Below are 21,980 nucleotides of genomic sequence, written 5' to 3' on the forward strand. Positions count from 1 at the left end.
ATTGTGCGCTGCAATACGGTAGAAATACTGTAGGCGCAGCCGCTCCCCCAGAGTAGGACTAGGCCCTGAACAGTTCGAAGCCGGCCTGCTTTTGCGGCATTGCGGGAAAGACCTGCGCCAGCGCCTTGTCCGACAGCCGCAGGTGCCGCTCTGCCACCTGCGCCAGCACCGCACGAAAGTCCGTGGTCACCGCCAGGTCGCGCCCTTCGTTGAGCGCCGATTCGCCGATGCCGGGCCAGTCGCCATGCACCTTGCCGCCGTTGACCCGCCCGCCCAGCACCCACATCACGTTGCCATGGCCGTGGTCGGTGCCGCCGTTGCCGTTCTCGTGCGCGGTGCGGCCAAACTCGGACATGACCACGATCGTGGTGTCGTCGAACAGGGGGCCGAGCCGCTGGGCCAGCACCGCAAGGCCCTGCGCCAGCGGCGTCAGGCGGTTGGCCAGCTGGCCGCTGCCGGCGCCCTGGTTGGTGTGCGTGTCCCAGCCGCCCAGCGCCACGAACGCGAGCTGGATGCGCGGGTCGTTGCGCATCAGCGTGGCAAGGCGCGCCGCATCGTCGGGAAAGCCGTTGGGCAGCGGCGCGCCGCGGTCGGCCATCTGCATCTCGCGGCTCTCGGCCGCTTCCATCACTTCCTTGTGCGCGCTCTTGCCGTCCTGGTAGGCGCGGCCGAAACGCGGGTCGTTCGCGTACAGCTGGTCGAACGCGGCGCCGATGTTGGGCCGGTCGAGGATGTTGGCGCGCGTGCCGGCCGCGCCGTTGGGCAGGTTGATGGCGGCTGCGCTCCCCGACAAAATGCGCGGCATGACCGGGCCAATGCCCAGCAGGCGGCTGGGCGTGGACTGGCCGGGCAGCTGGGCGACGAGGCGGTTCATCCAGCCGTCCGGCGTGTTCTTGCGGCCCGGCGTGGCCGATTCCATGTAGTCCTGCGCGTCGAAGTGCGAGCGCGTCTCGTCGGGCGAGCCGCTGGCGTGCACGAAGGCGAGCTTCTTTTCCTGCCACAGCGGCTGCAGGCTGGCCAGCGCCGGGTGCATGCCGAAGTAGCCGTCCAGGGCAATCGCGCCGTTCTCGGCGCCCGGCGCGGCAAGGCCAATGGTCGGGCGCAGCCGCAGGTATTCGGCGTCGCCGACCGGCGCCACCACGTTCAGCCCGTCCACCGCACCGCGCAGCATCACCACCACCAGCTTGCGGCCGGTCGGGTTGTCCGAGGTCGCGGCCCACGCGCCACGGCCAACCGGCACCACCAGGCTCGCGCTGGCCAGCGCATTCAGGAAGTCTCTTCGTTTCATGTTGTTCTCCTGGTCAGTGCTGCATGAAGTCGGGGCTGCCCAGCACCATGGCCGCGCGCAGTTCCGGCGGGTTGTGCGACAGGGTGTCGAGCGTGCGCTGCGAAATGCTGCCGTCGAGCGTTGAGAGCAGGCGGCTGGCATCGAGCGGCGGCTGCGACGCGGCGGCGGCAGCCATGGCCTGCGCCGACACGGTGTTGGTGACCATCGGCGGGTTCTGCGCAGGCGCCACGGTGCCCATGGGCGGCGCCTGCTCGCCTTGCGCAACCGCGCGCGCGGGCAGCGCAGCGGAGGCGCTCATGGCCTGCATCTGCTGCAGGTCCGGCGGCGGCGCGGACAGCGCGATGCGGCCGGAACCAAGCGCCGTGGCGAAGGTGATGCGGCGGGTCAGCGCGTCCGGATTGAGCCAGGCGTCCTGCGTGTTCTTGTAGCCGTCCGGGGTCTGGCAGCCGTACAGCGGCATGCCGAGCTGGCTCATGGTGCCCATCAGCGGCTGCACGTTTTTCACCGGCACGCCGCTGGCGCGCACGGCCGACACCACGAACTGGTACGGCGTCTTGAACTTGGCGCCCACGGCCTGCGGCGCCATGAACTCGTCGCTGGCAAACAAGGTGCGCAGCACCGAGCGGATGTCGCCCCGGGTCTCGATCCAGGTTTTGGCCATGCGCTCGACCAGGGCCGGCGGCGGCACGTCGCTCACGAAGTACTGGGCCAGCTGGTAGCTCACGTGGCGCGCCGTGGCCGGATGCACGGCCAGCACGTCCAGCGCCATCTCGCCTTCCCGCTGGCCGCTTGGCTCGACCGTGCGGCCGAGCCAGGTCTTCACGCCCTGGTCATGGCGCTTGGGGTCGAAGCGGAAGGTCTCGTTGAAGCGCACCAGCCGCTGCGGCTGGAAGGTCCAGCCAGTCAGCATGCGCGCCAGCTCGGTCACGTCCTTCTGCGTGTAGCCGCCGTCCACGCCCAGCGTGTGCAGCTCCATCAGTTCGCGCGCGTAGTTCTCGTTCAGCCCGCGCGGTCCCTTGGCGCCCTTCTTCGCCTGCTCGGCGCCGAACTCGTTCGAGGTCGAGACCACGTTATCGAGGTAGAACAGCATGGCCGGATGCTTGGCGGTGGCGCCCAGCAGGTCGCGGAAGGAGCCCAGCGCGTACGGGCGGATCGCATCGCGCTCGTAGCTGGCGATCAGCGCGCGGTCGATGCCCTTGCCGGCAAAGACGTTGAAGTGGTTGAACCAGAAATCGACCATCACCTCTTCGAGCTGGCGCGGGCTGTCGATTGCGCCCAGCAGGCGCGCCTCGGCGGTTTCGCGCGTGGCCTTGGCCAGCGCGGCGCGGCGGCGCTGTTTGGCGCCCTCCTCTTCGTCGCGCACTTCCTTGCGCAGCTCGTTGTACTCGCGCAGCGCGTCGCCCGCGCTGCGGTTCACGGTTTCGTTGGCGGCCAGGCGCGCGCTCAGGTCCTGCGGCAGCGGGATCGACTCGGGGTGCAGTTGGGCGTCGATGTAGCGCTGCACGCCCATCTGCGTGACGCGTTCGACGTCGCCCGGCCTGGGACCATAGCCGAGCCGGTTCAGGACGTGGACGGCCTGCTGGTCCGGCGTGAGCGCGCTAGCGTGCAGCGGCGAACAGGCCAGCAGCACCAGCGCGACGATGAAGGACTTTGTGGTTTTCATAATCCCTTCCAGTGATGGTTGTTCAGTATTTATACCGGACCTCAATGATGCTTGATGGTATGTGTTGTTTCAGCTGTAAGCAAATGTAACGACGGTCGTGGCCGGTAATTTGGTAGACTGTTTCGTTTCAATTTCGTCACGCATCATGGCCTGGCTCGTCACCAAATACCTGATCACCGCCGGTGTGGTGGTCCTCATCTCCGAGATCGCCAAGCGCAGCGATCGCCTTGGCGGTTTCATCGGCGCGCTGCCGATCGTGACCTTCCTCGCGCTGATCTGGCTGCACCTGGAAAAACAGCCTGAATCGAAGGTGGCCAACCACGCCTGGTACACGCTGTGGTACGTGATTCCGACCCTGCCGATGTTTGCCGCCTTCCCGTCGCTGCAAGCGCGCATTGGATTCTGGCCCACCATGCTCGCGAGCGTGCTGATCACGGTGGCCTGCTTTGGCCTGTTCGCGCTGCTGGTGCGGCGCTTTGGCATCGAACTGCTCTGACACTGACAACGACATGACCACGACCCGACTCAAACCCGGTGCGGCTGCCATCCTCGCCCTTTTTTGCTCGCTGTGCTTGCTCGGCGTGCTGGCCTCGGCCGGCGCTGCTGCCGACGACAACAAGGCCGCACCGGCCAAGCCCGCGCTCACCGTCACGACAGGCCGCCCGCAAAGCGCAACGCTGCCCATCCGACTGGGCGCGAACGGCAACGTCGCAGCCTGGCAGGAGGCGGTGATCGGCAGCGAGTCGGGCGGGCTCAAGCTGGCCGAGGTGCGCGTGAACGTGGGCGACGTGGTCAAGAAGGGCCAGGTGCTGGCCGTGTTCTCGTCCGAGACCGTGGTGGCCGACGTCGAGCAGGCGCGCGCCACGGTGCAGGAGGCGCAGGCCAACGCGGCCGCCGCCGAGGCGGACGCGCAGCGCGCCCGCGCGCTGAAGGACACCGGCGCCTTCAGCGAACAGCAGATCACGCAGTACCTCACCGCCGAGCGCACCGCCAGCGCGCGCCTGGCCGCGGCGAAAGCAGGCCTGGCGCAGCAGCAGCTTCGGCTCAAGTACACCCAAGTGGTGGCGCCCGACAGCGGCATCATCTCCGCCCGCAGCGCGACCGTGGGCGCCGTGGTGGGCGTGGGCACCGAGCTGTTCCGGCTGATCCGCCAGGGGCGGCTGGAATGGCGCGCCGAGGTGACGGCGGCGGAGCTGGCCCGCATCAAGCCGGGCGCCAAGGTGGCGGTGAAGGCCGCCAACGGCAGCGAGCTGGCCGGCCGCGTGCGCACGGTCGGCCCGACCATCGACCCGCAGACGCGCAACGCGCTGGTGTACGTGGACCTGCCGCCCTCGCTCGCGGCCAACGCGCCGTTCAAGGCCGGCATGTTCGCCAGCGGGCAGTTCGAACTGGGCGAATCCGGCGCGCTGACCGTGCCGACCCAGGCCATCGCCGTGCGCGACGGTTTCTCGTATGTATTCCGCCTGAACGCGGACCAGCGCGTGAGCCAGTTGAAGGTGGCCACCGGCCGCCGCCTGGGCGAGCGCGTCGAGGTGGTGTCGGGCCTGAACCCGGAAGCGGTGATCGTGGTGAGCGGGGCCGGCTTCCTCAACGACGGCGACCTGGTGCGCAACGTGCCGGCCGCGCCAGGCGCGCTGGCGCGCCGCTGAAGGGCCGGCCATGAATTTTTCCGCTCTCTCGATCAGGAACCCGATCCCGGCGATCATGCTGTTCGCCCTGCTCACGCTGGCCGGCCTGATCGCCTACAAGGCCAACAAGGTCCAGGACTTCCCCGACATCGAGCTGCCGATCGTGACCGTCAGCGCCACGCTCGACGGCGCCGCGCCGGCCCAGCTCGAAACCGAGGTCGCACGCAAGATCGAAAATTCGGTCGCCACGCTGCAGGGCGTGAAGAACATCTACACCCAGGTGCTCGATGGCGTGGCCAACGTGACGGTCGAGTTCATCCTGGACAAAGACCCGGCCGAGGCGGTCAACGACGTGCGCGACGCGGTGGCGCGGGTGCGCGCCGACCTGCCGGCCGAGATGCGCGACCCGAGCGTGACCAAGACCGTCACCGCAGGCCGCGTGGTGCTGACCTTCACCGCCGAAGCGAACAAGGCCAGGGGCGGCGCCGGTCCGGACGACCAGGACCTGAGCTGGTTCGTCGATAACGCGGTCTCCAAGCGGCTGCTGTCGGTGCCGGGCGTGGGCTCGGTCAAGCGTGTGGGCGGCGTCTCGCGCGAGCTGCGCGTGGAGCTGGACGACGCGCGCATGGCGGCGCTGAAGGTATCGGCCCTGGACGTGTCGCGCATGCTGCGCAACGTGCAGCGCGAGGAACCGGGCGGGCGCGGCGACGTGGGCGGCGCCGAGCAGTCGGTGCGCACCATCGCCACCGTGAAGACGGCGCAGGAGCTGGCGGCGATGGACGTCCCGCTGGGCGACGGCCGCCACGTGCGGCTGGACCAGGTGGCGAAGGTGACGGACACCGTGGCCGAGCCGCGCGCCATCGCCGAGCAGGACGGGCGCAAGGTGGTCGGTTTCGAGATCTTCCGCACGCGCGGGGCCAGCGAGATCGACGTTGCGCGCGGCGTGCGCGAGGCGGTGGCCAGGCTGCAGAAGGAACACCCGGAAATGGTGCTGCGCGAGGTGATCGACAACGTCGGGTACGTAGAAGAGAACTTCAAGGCGTCGATGGAGATGCTGTACGAGGGCGGCATATTGGCGGTGCTGGTGGTGTGGTGGTTCCTGCGCGACTGGCGCGCCACGCTGGTGGCGGCGGCCGCGTTGCCGCTGTCGGCCATTCCCGCGTTCCTGGGCCAGTACCTGTTCGGCTACACGCTCAACGGTGTGACGCTGCTGTCGCTTGCGCTGGTGGTGGGTGTGCTGGTGGACGACGCGATCGTCGAGATCGAGAACATTGCGCGCCACCTGCGGATGGGGAAAACGCCGATGCAGGCAGCGCTGGACGCGGCCGACGAAATCGGCATGGCGGTGATTGCCACCACGTTCTCGCTGGTGGCCGTGTTCCTGCCCACCGCCTTCATGGGCGGGATCCCCGGCAAGTTCTTCAAGCAGTTCGGCTGGACCGCGACGCTGGCGATCATCGCCTCGCTGCTGGTGGCGCGCCTGCTCACGCCGATGATGGCGGCCTACCTGCTCAAGCCGGCGGCGCACGCGAACGAAGCGGACGGCCGCGTGATGACTCGCTACCTTTCCGCGATGCGCTGGTGCCTGCGCCACCGCCGCGTCACCGCGATCGGCGCCACGCTGCTGTTCGTCGCATCGATTGCGCTGGCCGGCCTGCTGCCGACCGGCTTTGTGCCGGCAGCCGACCGCTCGCAGACGCAGATCCAGGTCGAACTGGCGCCCGGCGCAACGCTGGCGCAAACCCATGCGGTGGCCGAGCGCGCGCGCCTGGCGGCGATGCAGGTGCCAGGCGTGAAGAGCATCTTCAACTCGGTGGGCGGCGGCTCCAGCGGCGACGGTTTCAACCCCGGCGCGGCGGCCGAGGCACGCCGCGCGGTGCTGACGATCACCACCGTGCCACGCAAGGAGCGCAAGCAGGCACTCGACGAAATCGAGACCGCGCTGCGCGCGAAAATGGCCGACATTCCGGGCGCGCGCTTTTCGGTCGGCGCGGGCGACACCGGCACCAAGATGGAGATGGTGCTGCGCAGTGAAGACCCGGCCGCGCTGGAGGCCACCGCGCGCGAGCTGGAGCGCGAGCTGCGCACGCTCAAGGGCGTGGGCAACATCCACTCCAGCGCTGCGCTGGTGCGGCCCGAGATCATCGTGCGCCCCGACTTTGCGCGCGCCGCCGACCTGGGTGTGACCGCCGCCTCGATCGGCGCCACGGTGCGCGTGGCCACGGCCGGCGACTACGACCTGGCGCTGGCGAAGATGAACCTGTCGGACCGCCAGGTGCCGATCCGCGTCAAGCTGCCCGATGCGATGCGCGCCGACCTGGATGCCATCGGCCGCCTGACGGTGCCCGGCAAAAACGGCCCGGTGATGCTGGCCAACGTGGCCACCATCACGATGGAAAGCGGCCCGGCGCAGATCGACCGCCTGAACCGCGCGCGTGACGTGCGCATGGAGGTGGAGCTGTCGGGCACCTCGCTGGGCGAGGCGAACCAGGCCGCGGCCCAGCTGCCGATCATGAAGAACCTGCCGGCATCGGTGGAAGCGGCCGACCTGGGCGACGCGCAGGAGATGGAAGGCCTGTTCGACAGCTTCGGCATCGCCATGCTGATCGGCGTGCTGTGCATCTACGGCGTGCTGGTGCTGCTGTTCACCGACTTCATGCAGCCGCTGACGATCCTGGCCGCACTGCCGCTGTCGATCGGCGGCGCCTTCGTGGCGCTCCTGGTGACCGGGCGCGCGCTGTCGATGCCCTCGCTGATCGGCCTGATCATGCTGATGGGGATCGTGACCAAGAACTCGATCCTGCTGGTCGATTACGCGATCCTGGCGCGCAAGGCCGGCATGCGCCGCTTCGAGGCGCTGGTCGATGCCTGCCACAAGCGCAGCCGGCCGATCGTGATGACCACCATCGCAATGGGCGCGGGCATGCTGCCGCTGGCCCTGGGCTGGTCGGGCGACCCCAGCTTCCGCTCGCCGATGGCCATTGCGGTGATCGGCGGCCTGATCACCTCGACCCTGCTCAGCCTGCTGGTGGTGCCGGCCGTGTTCACCTATGTGGACGACCTCGAGCACTGGCTGGCCAACAAGGCGCGCGCCCTGCGCCGGCCCAAGCCGCCGGTCAAGCCGCGCGAACCGGAGATGACGCGCTAAGCGCCGGACCGAGTTGTGCGTAGGGTGGGCTCTCGAGCCCACGCAGAGTCACGCGGCGCGTGCTGCGGCGTGGGCACAAGTGCCCACCCTACGCGAAAAAAAACCCGGCCAGGAGACCCGGCCGGGCAGTTCACCACTGAACCGCTGTTGGAGTCAGTCGCGGCGGCTGAAAATTTTTGCCAGCAGAAAGCCGGCGCCCACGGCCATGGCGATGGCCGGGCCCGGGTTGTTGCGCACATATTCGCGCCCCTGTTCCATGTAGTTTTGCGCAGCCTCGTTCATTTGGCGCGAACGCTCGCTCATGGATTGCGATGCGCCGGAGAGCATGCCGGTCATGCGGTCCACGCCGGCGTGCGCGGTGCTGGCCAGCCGGTCCACCATGGGGCGGGCAGCCTGCGCCGCCTGGTCGATGGTGCGGTGGGCCTCGCCGCTGGCGCGGGACATGGTGTCGCCGCTGTTGGCCGGGCTCATCGAGCCGCCGGTGCTGCCGGACGAACCCATGCTGCCCGACGAGCCCATGCCGCCCTGCGAACCACCGGACGACGAACCCATGCCGCTGGAGCCGGTGCCCGACGATGCGCTCATGCCGCTGCTGGAACCGGTGGCGGAGGTGCCCGACGAACCGCTGGCCGACGAACCCATGCTGCCGGAAGAACCGGTGCCGCGCGACGCATTGTTGCCGCCCTGGCCCGCGCTCGCGCTGCTGCCACCCATCGAACCGGTGCTGCCCGCGGCGCTGCTGCCGGCGCTGGTGCTGCTGGAGCTGCCGGCTGCGCTGCCGCGCCCGGCATTCTGGTCCTTGCCCATGCTGCTGCCCGAGCCGGCACTGGTGTCGCGTGCTTTACCCTCGTTCGACTTCTGATTATCCATGATGTATCCCTCGTAAAAATGTAGACCAACGCGGAGTAGACCGATACTCGACCATCACCACATTCTTCCCCGATTCCGCCCGAAACAAAACGAAGGCACGAGAGTGACCTGCGCTGCATCAATGTTTCGATTGCGTTTTGCATTGGGTCAAGATGTGTGTGTTGGCGACCCCAAGCCAGCGCAAAAGTTCCATTGATGGTGGCAGATCACCCCGCCTTTTTGCCGTTGTAAAACCCGCACGCCGCCCGGCGTGACGGGGCGGAAACGACAAGTCGTCACCGCAATAGAAAAAATACAAGGAAGAGCCGGCAGCGACAGTGCGCTGACTAACAGAGCCGGCAGTCAGCCGGCCCCGCGATCGCAGGAATACCAGCCCACGAAGCTGATGCGCTGCCCCGCGGTGATCGGCAGCACCTGGTGGCGATACCACGGATGCGAGGGAAACACGAGCAGCACGCCGGCGCGCGGGCGCAGGCAGATGCCCTGCTGGTCGCGCTCGGTGCCGATGTTCAGGAAGCGGAATTCGCCGCCGGCAAAGTCTTCGCCGCCGCTCGACAGCCACAGCACGGCGGACAGCTTGCGATGCGGCAGCGCCAGTTGCCATGTGCCCTGGCCGGGGCCGCTCGCCAGCCGGCTGTTGTCGGCGTGCGCGCCGAACCCGGCGCCGGGACCGTACAGCAGCAGGTCCTCTTCCTCACGGTTCAGTGCGGCGCGCGCGTCGATGTCGAACACGGCGCGGGCCTTGTCAACGGCCGCGTCGATGCGGGCGAACACGCTTTCCTTCAGCGCCTGCCCGACCGCAAGCCGCCTGCTCGACCGGGACGCCAGGTTGACATAACCGTCGTCGCCCTCGCCCATCATCCGCGACGGCGCGAGGTCGTGCAGGTCGAGCTGGCGCGTGATCGCGGCACACTCCTGCGGCGTGAAAATACTGTCGACGAAAAACGGCCGTTCCTCGAAACGGCCGGGCTTGATGTCGAACAGCGCGCTGTCGGAATTGGCCAGCGCGCCATCGTTGTCGAGCAATCGGAAGCCCATGGATGCCCTCCCGTGAAGGGGAACGATGCGGCGCAGCCCGGGGCGCTGCCCGGGCTGCCTGTTGTGCTGCCTGGCTTAACGCGTCACCCCAGGCGGGATGCGCATGAGATACGGCAGGTCGGCCACGATCTGGCTGGCTTCGCAGCCGCCGGCCATCACCACCTCTTGCGGAATGAGCAGTTGTTCGATCAGGATTTGCGCATTGTTGTCATTGGTTTCCATGATTTTCCTCTTTCAGGTTTATGGTTGTTTGACAAACTGCGGTGCAAAGACGTGGGTGTCGCTGGCCGGATCACCTCCTTTCTGCTGGATCGGCCCTACTGGCCGAGTTTCTCGACGATGTTCTGTTCCGGGTAGCCGTTCCTGATGAGGAACTGGATGACGTGCCCGTAGTAGCGCTTCAGTCCTTCGCAGTACACGCTCGGATTGTTGAAGCCGCGTTGCGCGCTGTAGCGGTGCTCCGGCCGGCCACCGCGGCACAGCTTGCGCACGCTGCAGGACTGGCACGCATCGGGCAGGCGGTTGCTCGCTTCCAGCAGTTGCCAGCTTTGCCGTGAGTTGACCACGTCGGCAAGCTCGTCGTAGAAGATCGAACGCGGCTGGCTGTCGTTGCGCCAGTCGCGCGCGGAGATCAGGGCGTCGTCCACGGTCAGCTCGCCGTTGCTTTGCACGACCAGCGCCTTGCAGACGGCATACGCTTCGTCGGGGGCGAGCTGGCGCGACTGCGTCACCACCCGCTTTTCCTTGAAAAAGGCCAGCGCTTCCAGTGCCCAGTAGATCTGCAGCGACTGGTCCGCGACGAACGCGTCGAACAGCGCCACCAGCTGCTCGCCATAGGCCAGCGCGCTCTCGCCTTCCTCGAACGGCTGCTGCCACGAGCGGATGGGCAGCAGGTAGGACTGCTTGCGAATGCCGAAGGTGTCGCGCAGGTGGTGGCAAATCTTGCGCGCGTCGAAGCGATGGTTCATCACGCTGATCGACCCAACGGTCCAGCCGGAGCGGTGGCGGAAAAAATCGTTGGCGCGGACGATGTTGTCGGCCACGCGCTGGTACGAGCCGCGGCCCTTGCGGTCGGTGCGGTAGCGGTCGTGGTATTCGGCCGGTCCGTCGATGCTGAACGAAAGCTCGACGCCGTGCTTGTCCAGGCATACCAGCCACTCGTCGGGCAGGTGGATGCCGTTGGTCTGCATGCCCAGGTTCAGGCGGGTCTTGTGGCCCAGCGTGGCCCGCAGTGCGGTGCACAGCCGGTCAAAGTCGCGCAGGCGCTGCAGCGTGGGCTCGCCGCCATGGAAGGCGATCGACAGGTCGCGGATCTTCAGTTGTTCGACGCCCTGCAGCAGGAATGCAGGAATACGCTCGCACACCTCGCGCCCGATGATCGGCTGGCGACCGGCGAAGCTGTCGTCGCCCATGAAGAAGTAGTAGCAGTACTGGCAGGCCAGGTTGCAGCGTTCGGCGGTCTTGATGATGACCTGCAGGCTTTCGACCTCGACGATGCGCCTGGACGGCGCGGCAGGCTTGCTTGGCTGCGGCCGGAACGCGAGCGGCCGCGCTTGTACAACTGACTGAAGCTGCACCATCCCTTGCTCCCGCTGGTTGTGCGACGACCCCGTTGTACTTCCGCCCGCTGCGAGCGCGGCGGTTCCTGTCTCAAAAGAATAGTCCGCGCAATCCTCAACCTCAAGGAAGGTTGTGAAAAAGATACCAGATATTATTGATAGTGCAATTACCCGGAAAGCTGGGGTACAGTTACAGGTTAGGCCGGAAAAGAACAAACCCGCGTCTCTTGCGAGTACGCGGGTTTGTGGTGTTGGTGCCGGAGATAGGAGTCGAACCTACGACCTTCGCATTACGAATGCGCTGCTCTACCAACTGAGCTACACCGGCGAAGACGCATATTCTAGCAAACAATTCGCCAATGTTGCTAGCCCGGCGGTGCGAGGCGGCGCTTGGCGTGAAAATTCCCGGTGTCCTGGCTACGCCAGCGCTGGCTGAACGCGTGGGCAGGGTGAGGCTGGGCAGTGCCCAGCCGAACGCCCACCCTACGTGCGGCACGCGCCGATCAATCAAGCCTGGTGGTAGGCGGTCACGCGCTCCACTTCGTTTTTCGAGCCGAGGAAGACCGGCACGCGCTGGTGCAGCTTGTGCGGCACGATCTCGAGGATGCGCTTGTGCCCGTCGGTGGCCGCGCCGCCGGCCTGCTCGACGATCATGGCCATCGGGTTCGCTTCGTACATCAGGCGCAGCTTGCCCGGCGAGGACGGGTCGCGCATGTCGGCCGGGTACATGAAGACGCCGCCGCGGTTGAGGATGCGGTGCACGTCGGCCACCATCGAGGCGATCCAGCGCATGTTGAAGTCCTTCTCGCGCGGACCGGTTTTACCGGCCAGCATCTCGTCCACGTAGCGCTGCACCGGCGCGTGCCAGTGGCGCTTGTTGGACATGTTGATCGCAAATTCCTTGGTGTCTTCCGGGATGCGCATGTCGCGCTGCGTGAGCACCCACGAACCCATCTCGCGGTCGAGCGTGAAGCAGTTCACGCCCTTGCCGGTGGTGAGCACCAGCATGGTCTGCGGGCCGTACACCGCGTAGCCGGCGGCCACCTGCTGGGTGCCCGGCTGCAGGAAGGCCTGCTCGTTCGGCGCGCCCATGCCTTCGGGCGCCTTGAGCACCGAGAAGATGGTGCCGATCGAGACGTTGACGTCGATGTTGGACGAGCCGTCCAGCGGGTCGAACATCAGCAGGTATTCGCCCATCGGGTAGCGGTTGGGGATCGGGTGGATGGTTTCCATCTCTTCCGAGGCCATCGCGGCCAGGTGGCCGCCCCATTCGTTCGCCTCGAGCAGGATCTCGTTCGAGATCACGTCCAGCTTCTTCTGGACTTCGCCCTGGATGTTCTCGGTGTCGGCGCTGCCGAGGATGTCGCCGAGCGCGCCCTTACCGACCGAGTGGCTGATGGTCTTGCAGGCGCGCGCCACCACTTCGATCAACAGGCGCAGTTCGGCCGTGATCGCGTTGTTGTGGCGTTGCTGTTCAACGAGGTGCTGCGTGAGGCTGACGCGTTTCATCTGGTTCCTTTGCTTGGGGGTTCTGGATTCTTTATCGTTGTTTGCTGCCGCTGTCTGGACGCGTGGGCAGAGGATCTGCCCACCCTACGCATCAGGCCAGCGCCTTGCTGACGACTTCGCGCACGTCGTTCGACAGCTTCTTCAGTCCGTTCACCTGCTTGAGCGCCTGCTTCATGTGCGCCTGCAGGGCCGGGGCGTAACGGCGCCAGCGGTCCATCGCGCGCGCCAGCCGGGCTGCCACTTGCGGGTTGAGCGCGTCCAGCGCCATCACCTGTTCGGCCCAGAACGCGTAGCCGCTGCCGTCCGGGACGTGGAACTGGACCGGGTTGGCCATGCAGAAGTTGAAGACCAGGCTGCGCGCACGGTTCGGGTTCTTCATGGTGAAGGCCGGGTGCTTCATCAGTGCCCGCACGGCGGCCACGTCGGTGGCCGGGCTGGACGCCTGCATCGCGAACCACTTGTCGACCACCAGCGCTTCCTTTTCGAACTCGTCGTAGAAGCCTTGAAGCGCGCGCTGCGCGGCCGGCGCGCGCGCGTGCACCAGCGCGCCCAACGCGGCGGCGCGGTCGGTCATGTTGCCGGCTTCGTCGAACTGGCGCTCGGCCAGCGCAATGCCCTCGTCATCCGAGGCTGCGGCCAGGTAGCCCAGCGCCAGGTTCTTGAGCGCGCGCTTGCCGATCGATTCGGCGTCCGGGCTGTACTGGCCGGGCGTCTGGTTGGCGTCGTAGGCCGCCAGCAGCTCGGCGCGCAGGCGGTTGCCGATCGACGACCGCACGAACTGGCGCGCCATGTGGATCGACAGCGGATGCACCACGTCGGTCTGCTCGGCGATCATGCTTTCGGTCGGCAGCAGCAGCGCCTGTTCGCGGAACGCCGGGTCGAGCGACTCGTCGGTGAGCACCTTGCGCATCGCTTCGATGAAGGTGTCGTCCAGCTGCAGGCGGCTGCCCGCGGTGACGTCTTCGGTCAGCCTGAGCAGGCGCTCCATCGCCAGCCGCTGCCCGGCTTCCCAGCGGTTGACCGGGTCGCTGTCATGGCTGAACAGGTGCAGCAGGTCCTCGTCGCTGTAGTCATATTCCAGCACCACGGGGGCCGAGAAGTCGCGCAGGATCGACGGCACCGGCTGCTGCGGCACGTTGGTAAAGCGGAAGGTCTGCTCTTGCCCGGTCAGTTCCAGCACGGTCGTGGTGCCGCGCTCCTGGCCGTCGATCACCAGCGGGATGTCGCGCCCGTCGCGGCCCACCAGGCCCACGGCAACCGGAATGTGGAACGGCAGTTTCTCGGGCTGGCCAGGCGTGGCGGGGCACGATTGCGACAGCGTCAGCTCCACCGCCTGCTGCTGTTCGTCGTAGCGCATCTGCGCGCGCACCACTGGCGTGCCGGCCTGGCTGTACCAGCGCTCGAACTGGTCCAGGTCGCGGCCGTTGGCGTCGGCCATCGCACGGCGGAAATCGTCGCACTCGACAGCCTGGCCGTCATGGCGCTCGAAGTACAGGTCCATGCCCTTGCGGAAGCCCTCGCGGCCCAGCAGGGTCTGGTACATGCGCACCACTTCGGCGCCCTTCTCGTACACGGTGACGGTGTAGAAGTTGTTGATCTCGACGAACGAGTCGGGGCGCACCGGGTGCGCCATCGGGCCGGCGTCTTCCGGGAACTGGGCGGCGCGCAGCGTGCGCACCTGGTCGATGCGGTTGACGGCGCGGCCGGTGGCGGTGCCGATCATGTCGCCCGAGAATTCCTGGTCGCGGAACACGGTCAGGCCTTCCTTGAGCGAGAGCTGGAACCAGTCGCGGCAGGTCACGCGGTTGCCGGTCCAGTTGTGGAAGTATTCGTGCCCGACCACCGCCTCGATGCCCTGGAAGTCGATGTCGGTGGCCACGCGCGGGTTGGCCAGCACGTACTTGGTGTTGAAGATGTTCAGGCCTTTGTTTTCCATCGCGCCCATGTTGAAGTCGCCGGTGGCGACGATCATGAAGCGGTCCAGGTCGAGCTCCAGGCCAAAGCGCTCCTCGTCCCAGCGGATGCTCTTCTTGAGCGACTGCATCGCGTAGTCGGTCTTGTCGAGGTTGCCCTCTTCCACCCACACCTGCAGCAGCACCTCGCGCCCGTCGGCCAGCTTGAACTTTTCTTCCTGGCACACCAGTTTGGCGGCGACCAGGGCGAACAGGTAGGACGGCTTCAGGAACGGGTCTTCCCATTTTGCATAGTGGCGACCGTCGGGAAGCATCCCTTCCTCGACCAGGTTGCCGTTGGACAGCAGCACCGGGTAGCGCTCCTTGTCGGCGCGCAGCATGACGGTGTATTTGGCCATCACGTCCGGGCGATCCGGGAAATAGGTGATGCGGCGGAAGCCTTCGGCCTCGCACTGGGTGATGAAGTTGCCGTTGGAGACGTACAGCCCCGACAGCGCGGTGTTCTTCTCGGGCGCGCAGAGGGTCTCGATCTCGAGCGTGACCTCTTCCGGGGCGTTGGGGATGCGCAACAGGTTACCGTCGAGGCGGTACTCGCGCTTGCCCAGTGCCTTGCCGTTCAGGCGCAAGGCCACCAGTTCAATATCCTCGCCGTACAGCTCGATTTCGCGCTGGGCGCTGGCGGGATTGCGCCGCATGGTCAGCCGGTTGGCCACGATGGTGCGCGCCGGGTCGAGATCGAAACCGAGCTCCACTGTGTCAACCAGGTAGCTCGGTGCGGTATAGTCCTTCCGGTAAATGGTCAGGGGCGTGTCGGTTCGCATGGTCGGGTCCGCTCGTCGGTGGATGAAGCGGGTATTGTATCAATAGGTGTTGCCGCAACATTGTCCGATTCCGTGTATCGCAATGTATCCACGCTGTAACCAGGGGTAAATATCCCGGCAAAAACGGAACACCCGGCCTAAGCTACATCTTGAACAAGTCCGTAAAGAATGGAGATAGAGATGAAACGAGTGCTCATGACAGTGGCGGCCAGCCTGACGCTGCTGCTCGGCGGGTGCGCCACGACGATACGCAGCGACGTCACCACCTTCAACCAGTGGCCGGCGCAGATGGAGGACAAGAGCTACGCCTTCGAGCAGCCGCTGGCGCAGGAAGACACGCTGGAATGGCGCAGCTACCAGGAGCTGGTGCGCGCGCAGATGGCCAAGCTGGGCTTCCATGACTCGGGCGCGGGCAAGCCGGCGGTGCTGGTGGCGATGCATTTCACCACGACCGACGTGCCGGTGCGGGTGCTGCAGGCGGCGGACCCGTTCTTCTATCCGGGTGCGCGGGTGGGCTGGTACGGTCCGTACCGGCACTACTGGGGCGGCTTCTACAGCCCGTTCTATGGCAGCCCGTTCTGGGGCCCGTATTATGAAGAGCGCATCGTGCACCAGTACCAGCGCGAGCTGCAGGTGACGATCCGCGCCGGCCAGGACGGCAGGCAGCTGTTCGACGTCAAGGTGCACAACACCAGCCGTGTGCGCGCGACCCCGCAGGTGATGCCGGCGCTGGTGCAAAGTGCGTTCCAGGACTTCCCGGGGCCCAATGGCGGCACGCGGGTGGTGGAGTTGAAGCAGAAAGAAAGCTGATCGTCAGCGCAAGCTGTCGTTGGACGCGTGGGCAGAAAATCTGCCCACCCTACGGAACGTTACCGGTAGGGTGGGCAGGGTGAGGTTGGGCAGTGCCCGGGCGAACGCCCACGCGTTCATGTGGCGCTTGCGCTTACGAGAAGTACGCCTCCGACCCAAACGTGACGGCCACAATAATCAGCACCGCCAGCGCCAGCACGATCAGCAAGCGCCCGAACTTGGGCGTGCCCACTTCCGGCTCGGAAGGCAGATCGTTGTCGTCGCTGAACTCTCTCATGGCAGCAGGATCGTCGAACCGGTGGTCTGGCGCGATTCGAGCGCGATGTGCGCCTTGGCCGCGTCGGCCAGCGGGAATTTCTGGTTGACCTCGATCTTGACCTTGCCGCTGGCGACCATGTCGAACAGGTCGGCCGCCATCGCCTCCAGGTCCTCGCGCTTGGCCGCATAGTGCGCCAGCGACGGCCGGGTGATGTACAGCGACCCGCGCGAGGCCAGCTCGGACAGCGAGAACGGCGGCACCGCGCCCGAGGAATTGCCGAAGCTGACCATCAGCCCCAGCGGGCGCAGGCTGTCGAGCGAGCGGGTGAAGGTGTCCTTGCCGACCGAGTCGTACACGACAGGCACTTTCTCGCCGTTGGTAATTTCCATTACGCGCTGGACGATGTCCTCGGTGTTGTAGTTGATGACGTGGGCTGCGCCGTGAGCCTTGGCCAGCTCCGCTTTTTCCTTCGACCCCACGGTGCCGATGAGGTTCACGCCGACCGCGCGTGCCCACTGGCAGGCGATCAGGCCGACACCGCCGGCCGCGGCGTGGAACAGGATGGTCTCGCCGGCCTTGATCTTGTAGGTGCGGTTGAACAGGTACTGTACGGTCAGGCCCTGCAGCATCATCGCGGCCGCAGTCTCGAAACCGATCGCGTCCGGCAGCTTGAGCAGGATGTCGGCCGGCATCACGCGCAGCTCGCTGTAGGCGCCGTTGGGCCGGCCCGCGTAGGCCACCCGGTCGCCCGGCTTGACGTGGGTGACACCCTCGCCCACCGCCTCGACCACGCCGGCGCCTTCCTGGCCCAGCCCGGCCGGCAGCGGCATCGGGTACAGGCCGGTGCGGAAATACACGTCGATGAAGTTCAGGCCGATGGCGTGCTGGCGCACGCGCGCCTCGCCCGGTCCCGGTTCGCCGACCTCGACGTCAACATATTCCATGACTTCCGGACCGCCGGTCCGGTTGATGCGGATTGCCTTGGCTTTCATGTTCATGCCCCTTTCTTCGTTTTTTCGTGACCGCCGGCCGCCATCAGCTGCGACAGCACCAGGTGCGCGCTGGCCAGGTTGGTGGCGCAGGCGATGTTGTGCACGTCGCAGGCGCGCACCAATGCGTTGATGTCCGGTTCGTGCGGCTGCGGCGTCATCGGGTCGCGCAGGAAGATCACGGCATCGATCTGGCCATTGACCAGCTGCGCGCCGATCTGCAAGTCGCCGCCGAACGGGCCGGAATGCTTGCGGTCCACCGTCAGCCCGAGTTCGTTGGCCAGGCGCCCGCCGGTGGTGCCGGTGGCCGACAGCTGGCAGTTGCGCAGGAAGTCGAGGTACTCGGCTGCCAGCGTGATCATGTCGTCCTTTTTCTTGTCGTGCGCGATCAGCGCGATGCGTGGCTTCATTGGATCGTCCGTTGGTTATTTTTTCAGCGACAGCATGTAGATACCGACCAGCACCAGCCCGGTTCCCGCCAGCTGCACGGCGGTGATGGGCTCGCCGAGCACGAGCGCGCCCAGGAACAGCGTCGAGACCGGCCCGATCATCCCCGCCTGCGAGGCCGCGGGCGCACCGATGCGCTGGACCGCGATCATGGTCATAAAGACAGGAAGGATAGTACAAAAAACGCCATTGGCGAGCGAGAGCCAGTACACCGGCATCGGCTGCACCAGCAAGCTTACCGGGCGCAACAGGAAGAACTGGCCGATGCAGGCAAAGCTCGACACGCACATTGCGTAGGCCACCAGCCGCAGCGAGCCGATGCGCCGCACCATCTCGCCCGAGCCCAATAAATACAGCGCGTACGACGCGGCCGAGCCGAGCACCAGCAGCGAACCGACGACGGTGCTGCCCGCGCCGCCGGCCAGGTCGTGCACGAACACGAGCACGATGCCGCAGTACGACAGCGCCAGCGCCAGCCACTCGATGCGGCTGATGCGGCGCTTGAAGAAGGTCGAGGTAATCAGGAGCACGAAGGTCGGCGTGAGGAACAGGATCAGCCGCTCCAGGCCCACCGAGATGTATTGCAGGCCGAGGAAATCGAGGTAGCTCGACAGGTAGTAGCCCACCAGCCCCAGGCCGAGCAGGCGAGCACGGTCGCCCCAGGACAGGGGCGCCTCGGTACGCATCTTCCACACCGCGACGGCAGCAAACACCGGTAGCGAGAACAGCATCCTGAACGCGATCAAGGTGACGGCGTCCATGTGGTAGCGGTACAGCAGTTTGGCGAGAACGGCCTTGGTGGAAAACAGCACGGCCCCGGCGACGGCGATCGTGAGTCCGGCGACGAGAGCGGAGCGTGGTACGGATGCGACGGGTGTGGCGGCTTGCGAAGTACTCATCAGGAGATTGTAAGCGGAAACGCCGCGCCGCGTGGATGAGCTCCCGAACGCGGCCGCAGGGACGCTGTCCAACGCCGTGCCCCCCTGTCTCACCATGGAGAACCAGACATGACAAGCAGCATGAACGAAGCGTGCGCCAGGCCCGAGCGCCCTGCGCCGGCTGGCCGCCGCCGGCACCGTGGCCGGCGCGCGCCCGGGTGGCCGCTATGAACGCACTCACGCCTGTCCCGCGCCGCACCGGTTCGGAGCGGGCGGTCGTCATCGGCTTCCTGTCGGCGCTGGTGGCGCTGTGCTGGGCATGGCTGGTGTTCCGCGCCCTGCACCCCGTGGCCGTCGACAGCGCCGCGGGCATGGCAATGAGCATGGAGCCGCCGCCGCCCACGCCCTACCGCGCCCCCGAGCTGGGCCTGGTGCTGGCCATGTGGGTGGCGATGATGTCGGCCATGATGCTGCCCGCCACCACCCCGGCGGTGGTGCTGTTCGCGCGCGTGAGCCGTCTTTACCACGCGGTGCGCCGGCCCTACCTGGCCACCGCCCTGTTCGTGCTCGGCTACCTGTTCTCGTGGACCCTGTTCGCCGCCGCGGCCACCCTGGTCCAGTGGGCGCTGCACGACGCCGGCGCGCTCGACAACGGCATGGCGGTCACCAACGCCACGGTGGCCGGGCTGGCACTGGTTGCGGCCGGGGTGTACCAGTGGACGCCCGCCAAATACGCCAGCCTGCACCACTGCCGCACGCCGCTGGCCTTCGTGCTCACCGGCTGGCGGCGCGGCGCCTGGGGCGCGTTTCGCATGGGCGTCACGCACGGGCGCTACTGCGTTGGCTGCTGCGCGCTGCTGGCCACCCTGCTGTTCGCGGCCGGGGTCATGAACCTGGCCGCGGCGGCCGCGCTGGCCCTCCTGGTGCTGGCCGAAAAGCTGGCGCCCGGCGGCACCTGGATCGCGACGCTGGCGGGGCTGGCCATGGTCGCGTGGGGGACCCTGCTGCTCTTTCCTTAGTCCTTTCCCGGCGGTTTGGCAAGAGGTGGCTATGATAGAATATCGGCCACTTCGAAATACCACCGTCTAAGGAATTCCGACTATGGCTGGACACAGCAAATGGGCCAATATCAAGCATAAAAAAGCCGCTACCGACGCCAAGCGCGGCAAGATCTGGACGCGCCTGATCAAGGAGATCACGGTTGCCGCACGCATGGGCGGGGGCGACATGACGTCCAACCCGCGCCTGCGCCTGGCGGTGGACAAGGCGGCCGACGCCAACATGCCCAAGGATAACGTGCAGCGCGCGATCCAGCGCGGCGCCGGCGGCCTGGAAGGCGTCAACTACGAAGAGGTGCGCTACGAGGGCTACGGCATCGGCGGCGCGGCCATCATCGTGGACTGCATGACCGACAACCGTGTGCGCACGGTGGCCGAGGTGCGCCACGCGTTCAGCAAGTTCGGCGGTAACATGGGCACCGAAGGCTCGGTGTCGTTCATGTTCAAGCACACCGGCCAGTTCCTGTTCGCGCCCGGCGTCGAAGAAGACAAGCTGATGGAAGCGGCGCTGGAAGCGGGCGCCGACGACGTGATCCAGGACGACGAAGGCGGTTTCGAGGTACTGTGCAACCCGAACGACTTCGCCAACGTCAAGGAAGCGCTGGAAAAGGCCGGCTTCAAGGCCGATTCGGCCGAAGTGATCATGAAGCCGGACGTCGAGACCGTGTTCACCGGCGAGGACGCGCAGAAGATGCAAAAGCTCCTCGACGCGATCGAAAACCTGGACGACGTGCAAGAAGTCTATACCAACGCCGTCATCGAAGAGTAAGCAGCGAAAGCAAAGTATGAAGATCCTGGTAGTCGGCTCGGGCGGCCGCGAACACGCACTGGCCTGGAAACTGGCCCAATCCGAGCGCATCCAGATGGTGTATGTCGCCCCGGGCAACGGCGGCACCGCGCGCGACGCGCGGCTGGAAAACGTCGCAATCACCGACCCGGCCGAGCTGGCCGACTTCGTGGTGCGCGAGCACATCGGCCTGACCGTGGTCGGGCCCGAAGCGCCGCTGGCGGCCGGCATCGTCAACCTGTTCCGTTCGCGCGGCCTGAAGATTTTCGGGCCGACCAAGGAAGCGGCGCAGCTGGAGTCGTCCAAGGACTTCGCCAAGGCGTTCATGCAGCGCCACGGCATTCCGACCGCGAAGTACCAGAGTTTCTCGGACGCGGCACAAGCGCACGCCTACGTGGACGCCAACGGCGCGCCGATCGTCATCAAGGCCGACGGCCTGGCGGCCGGCAAGGGCGTGGTGGTGGCCATGTCGCTGGAAGAAGCGCACCAGGCGATCGACCACATGCTGTCGGATAACCGCTTCGGCGACGCGGGCGCGCGCATCGTGATCGAAGAGTTCCTGGCCGGCGAGGAAGCGAGCTTCATCGTCATGGTCGATGGCAAGAACGTGCTGGCGCTGGCCACCTCGCAGGACCACAAGCGCCTGAAGGATGCCGACCAGGGCCCGAATACCGGCGGCATGGGCGCGTACTCCCCGGCCCCGATCGTGACCCCGTCGATGCACGCGCGCGTGATGCGCGAGATCATCAACCCGACCATCCAGGGCATGGCCAAGGACGGCATCCAGTACACCGGCTTCCTGTACGCCGGCCTGATGATCGACGCCCAGGGCACGCCGCGCACGCTGGAATTCAACTGCCGCATGGGCGACCCGGAAACGCAGCCGATCATGGCGCGCCTGAAGAGCGACTTCGTGAACGTGATCGAGCACGCCTGCAACGGCACGCTGGACGCCGTGGAGCTCGAATGGGACCGCCGCACCGCGGTGGGCGTGGTGATGGCGGCCGAAGGTTATCCGGACAACCCGCGCAAGGGCGACGTGATCGACGGTATTCCGGCCGAGACGCCCGAGTGCGTCACCTTCCATGCCGGCACCAGCATCGTGGACGGCAAGCTGGTGACCAACGGCGGGCGCGTGCTGTGCGTGGTGGGCCTGGGCGACAACGTCAAGATGGCGCAGAAGCAGGCGTATGACGCGGTGGACCAGATCCACTTCAACGGCGCCCAGTTCCGCCGCGACATCGGCTGGCGCGGCGTAAAGTAACAGCAGCACCGAACAACACCCGCACGTTAAATACGTCGTTCCCGCGCAGGC

The 21,980-nt window shown here is 66.7% G+C and carries 20 protein-coding genes and 1 tRNA gene; 8 read left to right on the plus strand and 13 right to left on the minus strand.

Going from position 1 to position 21,980, the window contains the following annotated elements:
• Positions 1-58: 58 nt before the first annotated feature.
• Positions 59-1,288: a DUF1501 domain-containing protein gene (locus NX774_RS06655; protein WP_258821364.1), complete on the minus strand. Its 1,230-nt coding sequence runs from the start codon at positions 1,286-1,288 to the stop codon at positions 59-61.
• A gap of 13 nt (positions 1,289-1,301) precedes the next feature.
• A complete protein-coding gene (locus NX774_RS06660; RefSeq protein WP_258821365.1) occupies positions 1,302-2,951 on the minus strand; it encodes a DUF1800 domain-containing protein in 1,650 nt (549 codons plus the stop codon).
• 145 nt (positions 2,952-3,096) lie between these two features.
• On the opposite strand from NX774_RS06660, the gene NX774_RS06665 reads away from it, so the two are divergent.
• Genes NX774_RS06665 through NX774_RS06675 form a run of 3 tightly spaced genes read left to right on the plus strand, consistent with a single transcriptional unit; the run spans position 3,097 to position 7,727 of the window.
• The gene (locus NX774_RS06665) at positions 3,097-3,447 is read left to right on the plus strand and encodes a DUF3147 family protein (RefSeq protein ID WP_258821366.1); all 351 of its coding nucleotides are present in this window, start codon (positions 3,097-3,099) and stop codon (positions 3,445-3,447) included.
• A 13-nt stretch (positions 3,448-3,460) separates the two neighbouring features.
• Complete coding sequence (locus NX774_RS06670; protein WP_258821367.1) at positions 3,461-4,600, plus strand: efflux RND transporter periplasmic adaptor subunit; 1,140 nt, start codon at positions 3,461-3,463, stop codon at positions 4,598-4,600.
• Positions 4,601-4,610: 10 nt separating this feature from the next.
• Positions 4,611-7,727 carry an efflux RND transporter permease subunit gene (locus tag NX774_RS06675; RefSeq protein ID WP_258821368.1) on the plus strand — a complete coding sequence of 1,039 codons (3,117 nt, stop codon included), beginning with the start codon at positions 4,611-4,613 and terminating at the stop codon, positions 7,725-7,727.
• Between the two features lie 153 nt (positions 7,728-7,880).
• On the opposite strand, the gene NX774_RS06680 is transcribed toward NX774_RS06675, so the two are convergent.
• On the minus strand, positions 7,881-8,312 hold the full coding sequence (locus NX774_RS06680) for an ElaB/YgaM/YqjD family protein (protein ID WP_258821369.1): 432 nt from the start codon (positions 8,310-8,312) through the stop codon (positions 7,881-7,883).
• Between NX774_RS06680 and NX774_RS06685 the strand changes: the two genes are divergently transcribed.
• Positions 8,311-8,589: a hypothetical protein gene (locus NX774_RS06685; RefSeq protein WP_258821370.1), complete on the plus strand. Its 279-nt coding sequence runs from the start codon at positions 8,311-8,313 to the stop codon at positions 8,587-8,589. The two genes, NX774_RS06680 and NX774_RS06685, sit on opposite strands and share 2 nt — an antisense overlap.
• A gap of 350 nt (positions 8,590-8,939) precedes the next feature.
• Here the strand turns inward: NX774_RS06685 and NX774_RS06690 are convergent, their stop codons facing one another.
• From NX774_RS06690 to pepN, 6 genes are all read right to left on the minus strand, one after another.
• Positions 8,940-9,635 carry a 2OG-Fe(II) oxygenase gene (locus NX774_RS06690; RefSeq protein WP_258821371.1) on the minus strand — a complete coding sequence of 232 codons (696 nt, stop codon included), beginning with the start codon at positions 9,633-9,635 and terminating at the stop codon, positions 8,940-8,942.
• Between the two features lie 75 nt (positions 9,636-9,710).
• Entirely contained in the window at positions 9,711-9,857 is a 147-nt protein-coding gene (locus NX774_RS06695) for a hypothetical protein (RefSeq protein ID WP_258821372.1), read from the minus strand.
• A gap of 95 nt (positions 9,858-9,952) precedes the next feature.
• Positions 9,953-11,215, minus strand: coding sequence for a radical SAM protein (locus NX774_RS06700; protein ID WP_258821373.1), 1,263 nt, complete (start codon positions 11,213-11,215; stop codon positions 9,953-9,955).
• Positions 11,216-11,446: 231 nt separating this feature from the next.
• Positions 11,447-11,522, minus strand: a tRNA-Thr gene (locus NX774_RS06705).
• Positions 11,523-11,701: 179 nt separating this feature from the next.
• On the minus strand, positions 11,702-12,703 hold the full coding sequence (locus tag NX774_RS06710; RefSeq protein WP_258821374.1) for a class 1 fructose-bisphosphatase: 1,002 nt from the start codon (positions 12,701-12,703) through the stop codon (positions 11,702-11,704).
• A 91-nt stretch (positions 12,704-12,794) separates the two neighbouring features.
• On the minus strand, positions 12,795-15,437 hold the full coding sequence (pepN, locus tag NX774_RS06715; RefSeq protein WP_258821375.1) for an aminopeptidase N: 2,643 nt from the start codon (positions 15,435-15,437) through the stop codon (positions 12,795-12,797).
• Positions 15,438-15,617: 180 nt separating this feature from the next.
• Between pepN and NX774_RS06720 the strand changes: the two genes are divergently transcribed.
• Entirely contained in the window at positions 15,618-16,247 is a 630-nt protein-coding gene (locus NX774_RS06720) for a DUF4136 domain-containing protein (RefSeq protein WP_258821376.1), read from the plus strand.
• A 133-nt stretch (positions 16,248-16,380) separates the two neighbouring features.
• Here NX774_RS06720 and NX774_RS06725 read toward each other — a convergent pair whose 3' ends face one another.
• Genes NX774_RS06725 through NX774_RS06740 form a run of 4 tightly spaced genes read right to left on the minus strand, consistent with a single transcriptional unit; the run spans position 16,381 to position 18,841 of the window.
• Complete coding sequence (locus tag NX774_RS06725) at positions 16,381-16,524, minus strand: hypothetical protein (protein WP_258821377.1); 144 nt, start codon at positions 16,522-16,524, stop codon at positions 16,381-16,383.
• On the minus strand, positions 16,521-17,498 hold the full coding sequence (locus NX774_RS06730) for a quinone oxidoreductase family protein (protein WP_258821456.1): 978 nt from the start codon (positions 17,496-17,498) through the stop codon (positions 16,521-16,523). The genes NX774_RS06725 and NX774_RS06730 overlap by 4 nt, the downstream gene beginning before the upstream one ends.
• A gap of 2 nt (positions 17,499-17,500) precedes the next feature.
• The gene (locus NX774_RS06735) at positions 17,501-17,905 is read right to left on the minus strand and encodes a methylglyoxal synthase (RefSeq protein WP_258821378.1); all 405 of its coding nucleotides are present in this window, start codon (positions 17,903-17,905) and stop codon (positions 17,501-17,503) included.
• A gap of 15 nt (positions 17,906-17,920) precedes the next feature.
• Positions 17,921-18,841: a DMT family transporter gene (locus tag NX774_RS06740; protein WP_258821379.1), complete on the minus strand. Its 921-nt coding sequence runs from the start codon at positions 18,839-18,841 to the stop codon at positions 17,921-17,923.
• A 206-nt stretch (positions 18,842-19,047) separates the two neighbouring features.
• On the opposite strand from NX774_RS06740, the gene NX774_RS06745 reads away from it, so the two are divergent.
• The 3 genes from NX774_RS06745 (at position 19,048) to purD (ending at position 21,929) form a co-directional block, all read left to right on the plus strand.
• Complete coding sequence (locus tag NX774_RS06745; RefSeq protein ID WP_258821380.1) at positions 19,048-19,839, plus strand: DUF2182 domain-containing protein; 792 nt, start codon at positions 19,048-19,050, stop codon at positions 19,837-19,839.
• 82 nt (positions 19,840-19,921) lie between these two features.
• Entirely contained in the window at positions 19,922-20,647 is a 726-nt protein-coding gene (locus NX774_RS06750) for a YebC/PmpR family DNA-binding transcriptional regulator (RefSeq protein ID WP_258821381.1), read from the plus strand.
• A gap of 16 nt (positions 20,648-20,663) precedes the next feature.
• Positions 20,664-21,929 carry a phosphoribosylamine--glycine ligase gene (purD, locus tag NX774_RS06755; protein WP_258821382.1) on the plus strand — a complete coding sequence of 422 codons (1,266 nt, stop codon included), beginning with the start codon at positions 20,664-20,666 and terminating at the stop codon, positions 21,927-21,929.
• The last annotated feature ends 51 nt before the right edge of the window (positions 21,930-21,980 follow it).

This window comes from Massilia agilis, assembly GCF_024756255.1.
Lineage (GTDB): Bacteria > Pseudomonadota > Gammaproteobacteria > Burkholderiales > Burkholderiaceae_D > Telluria > Telluria agilis.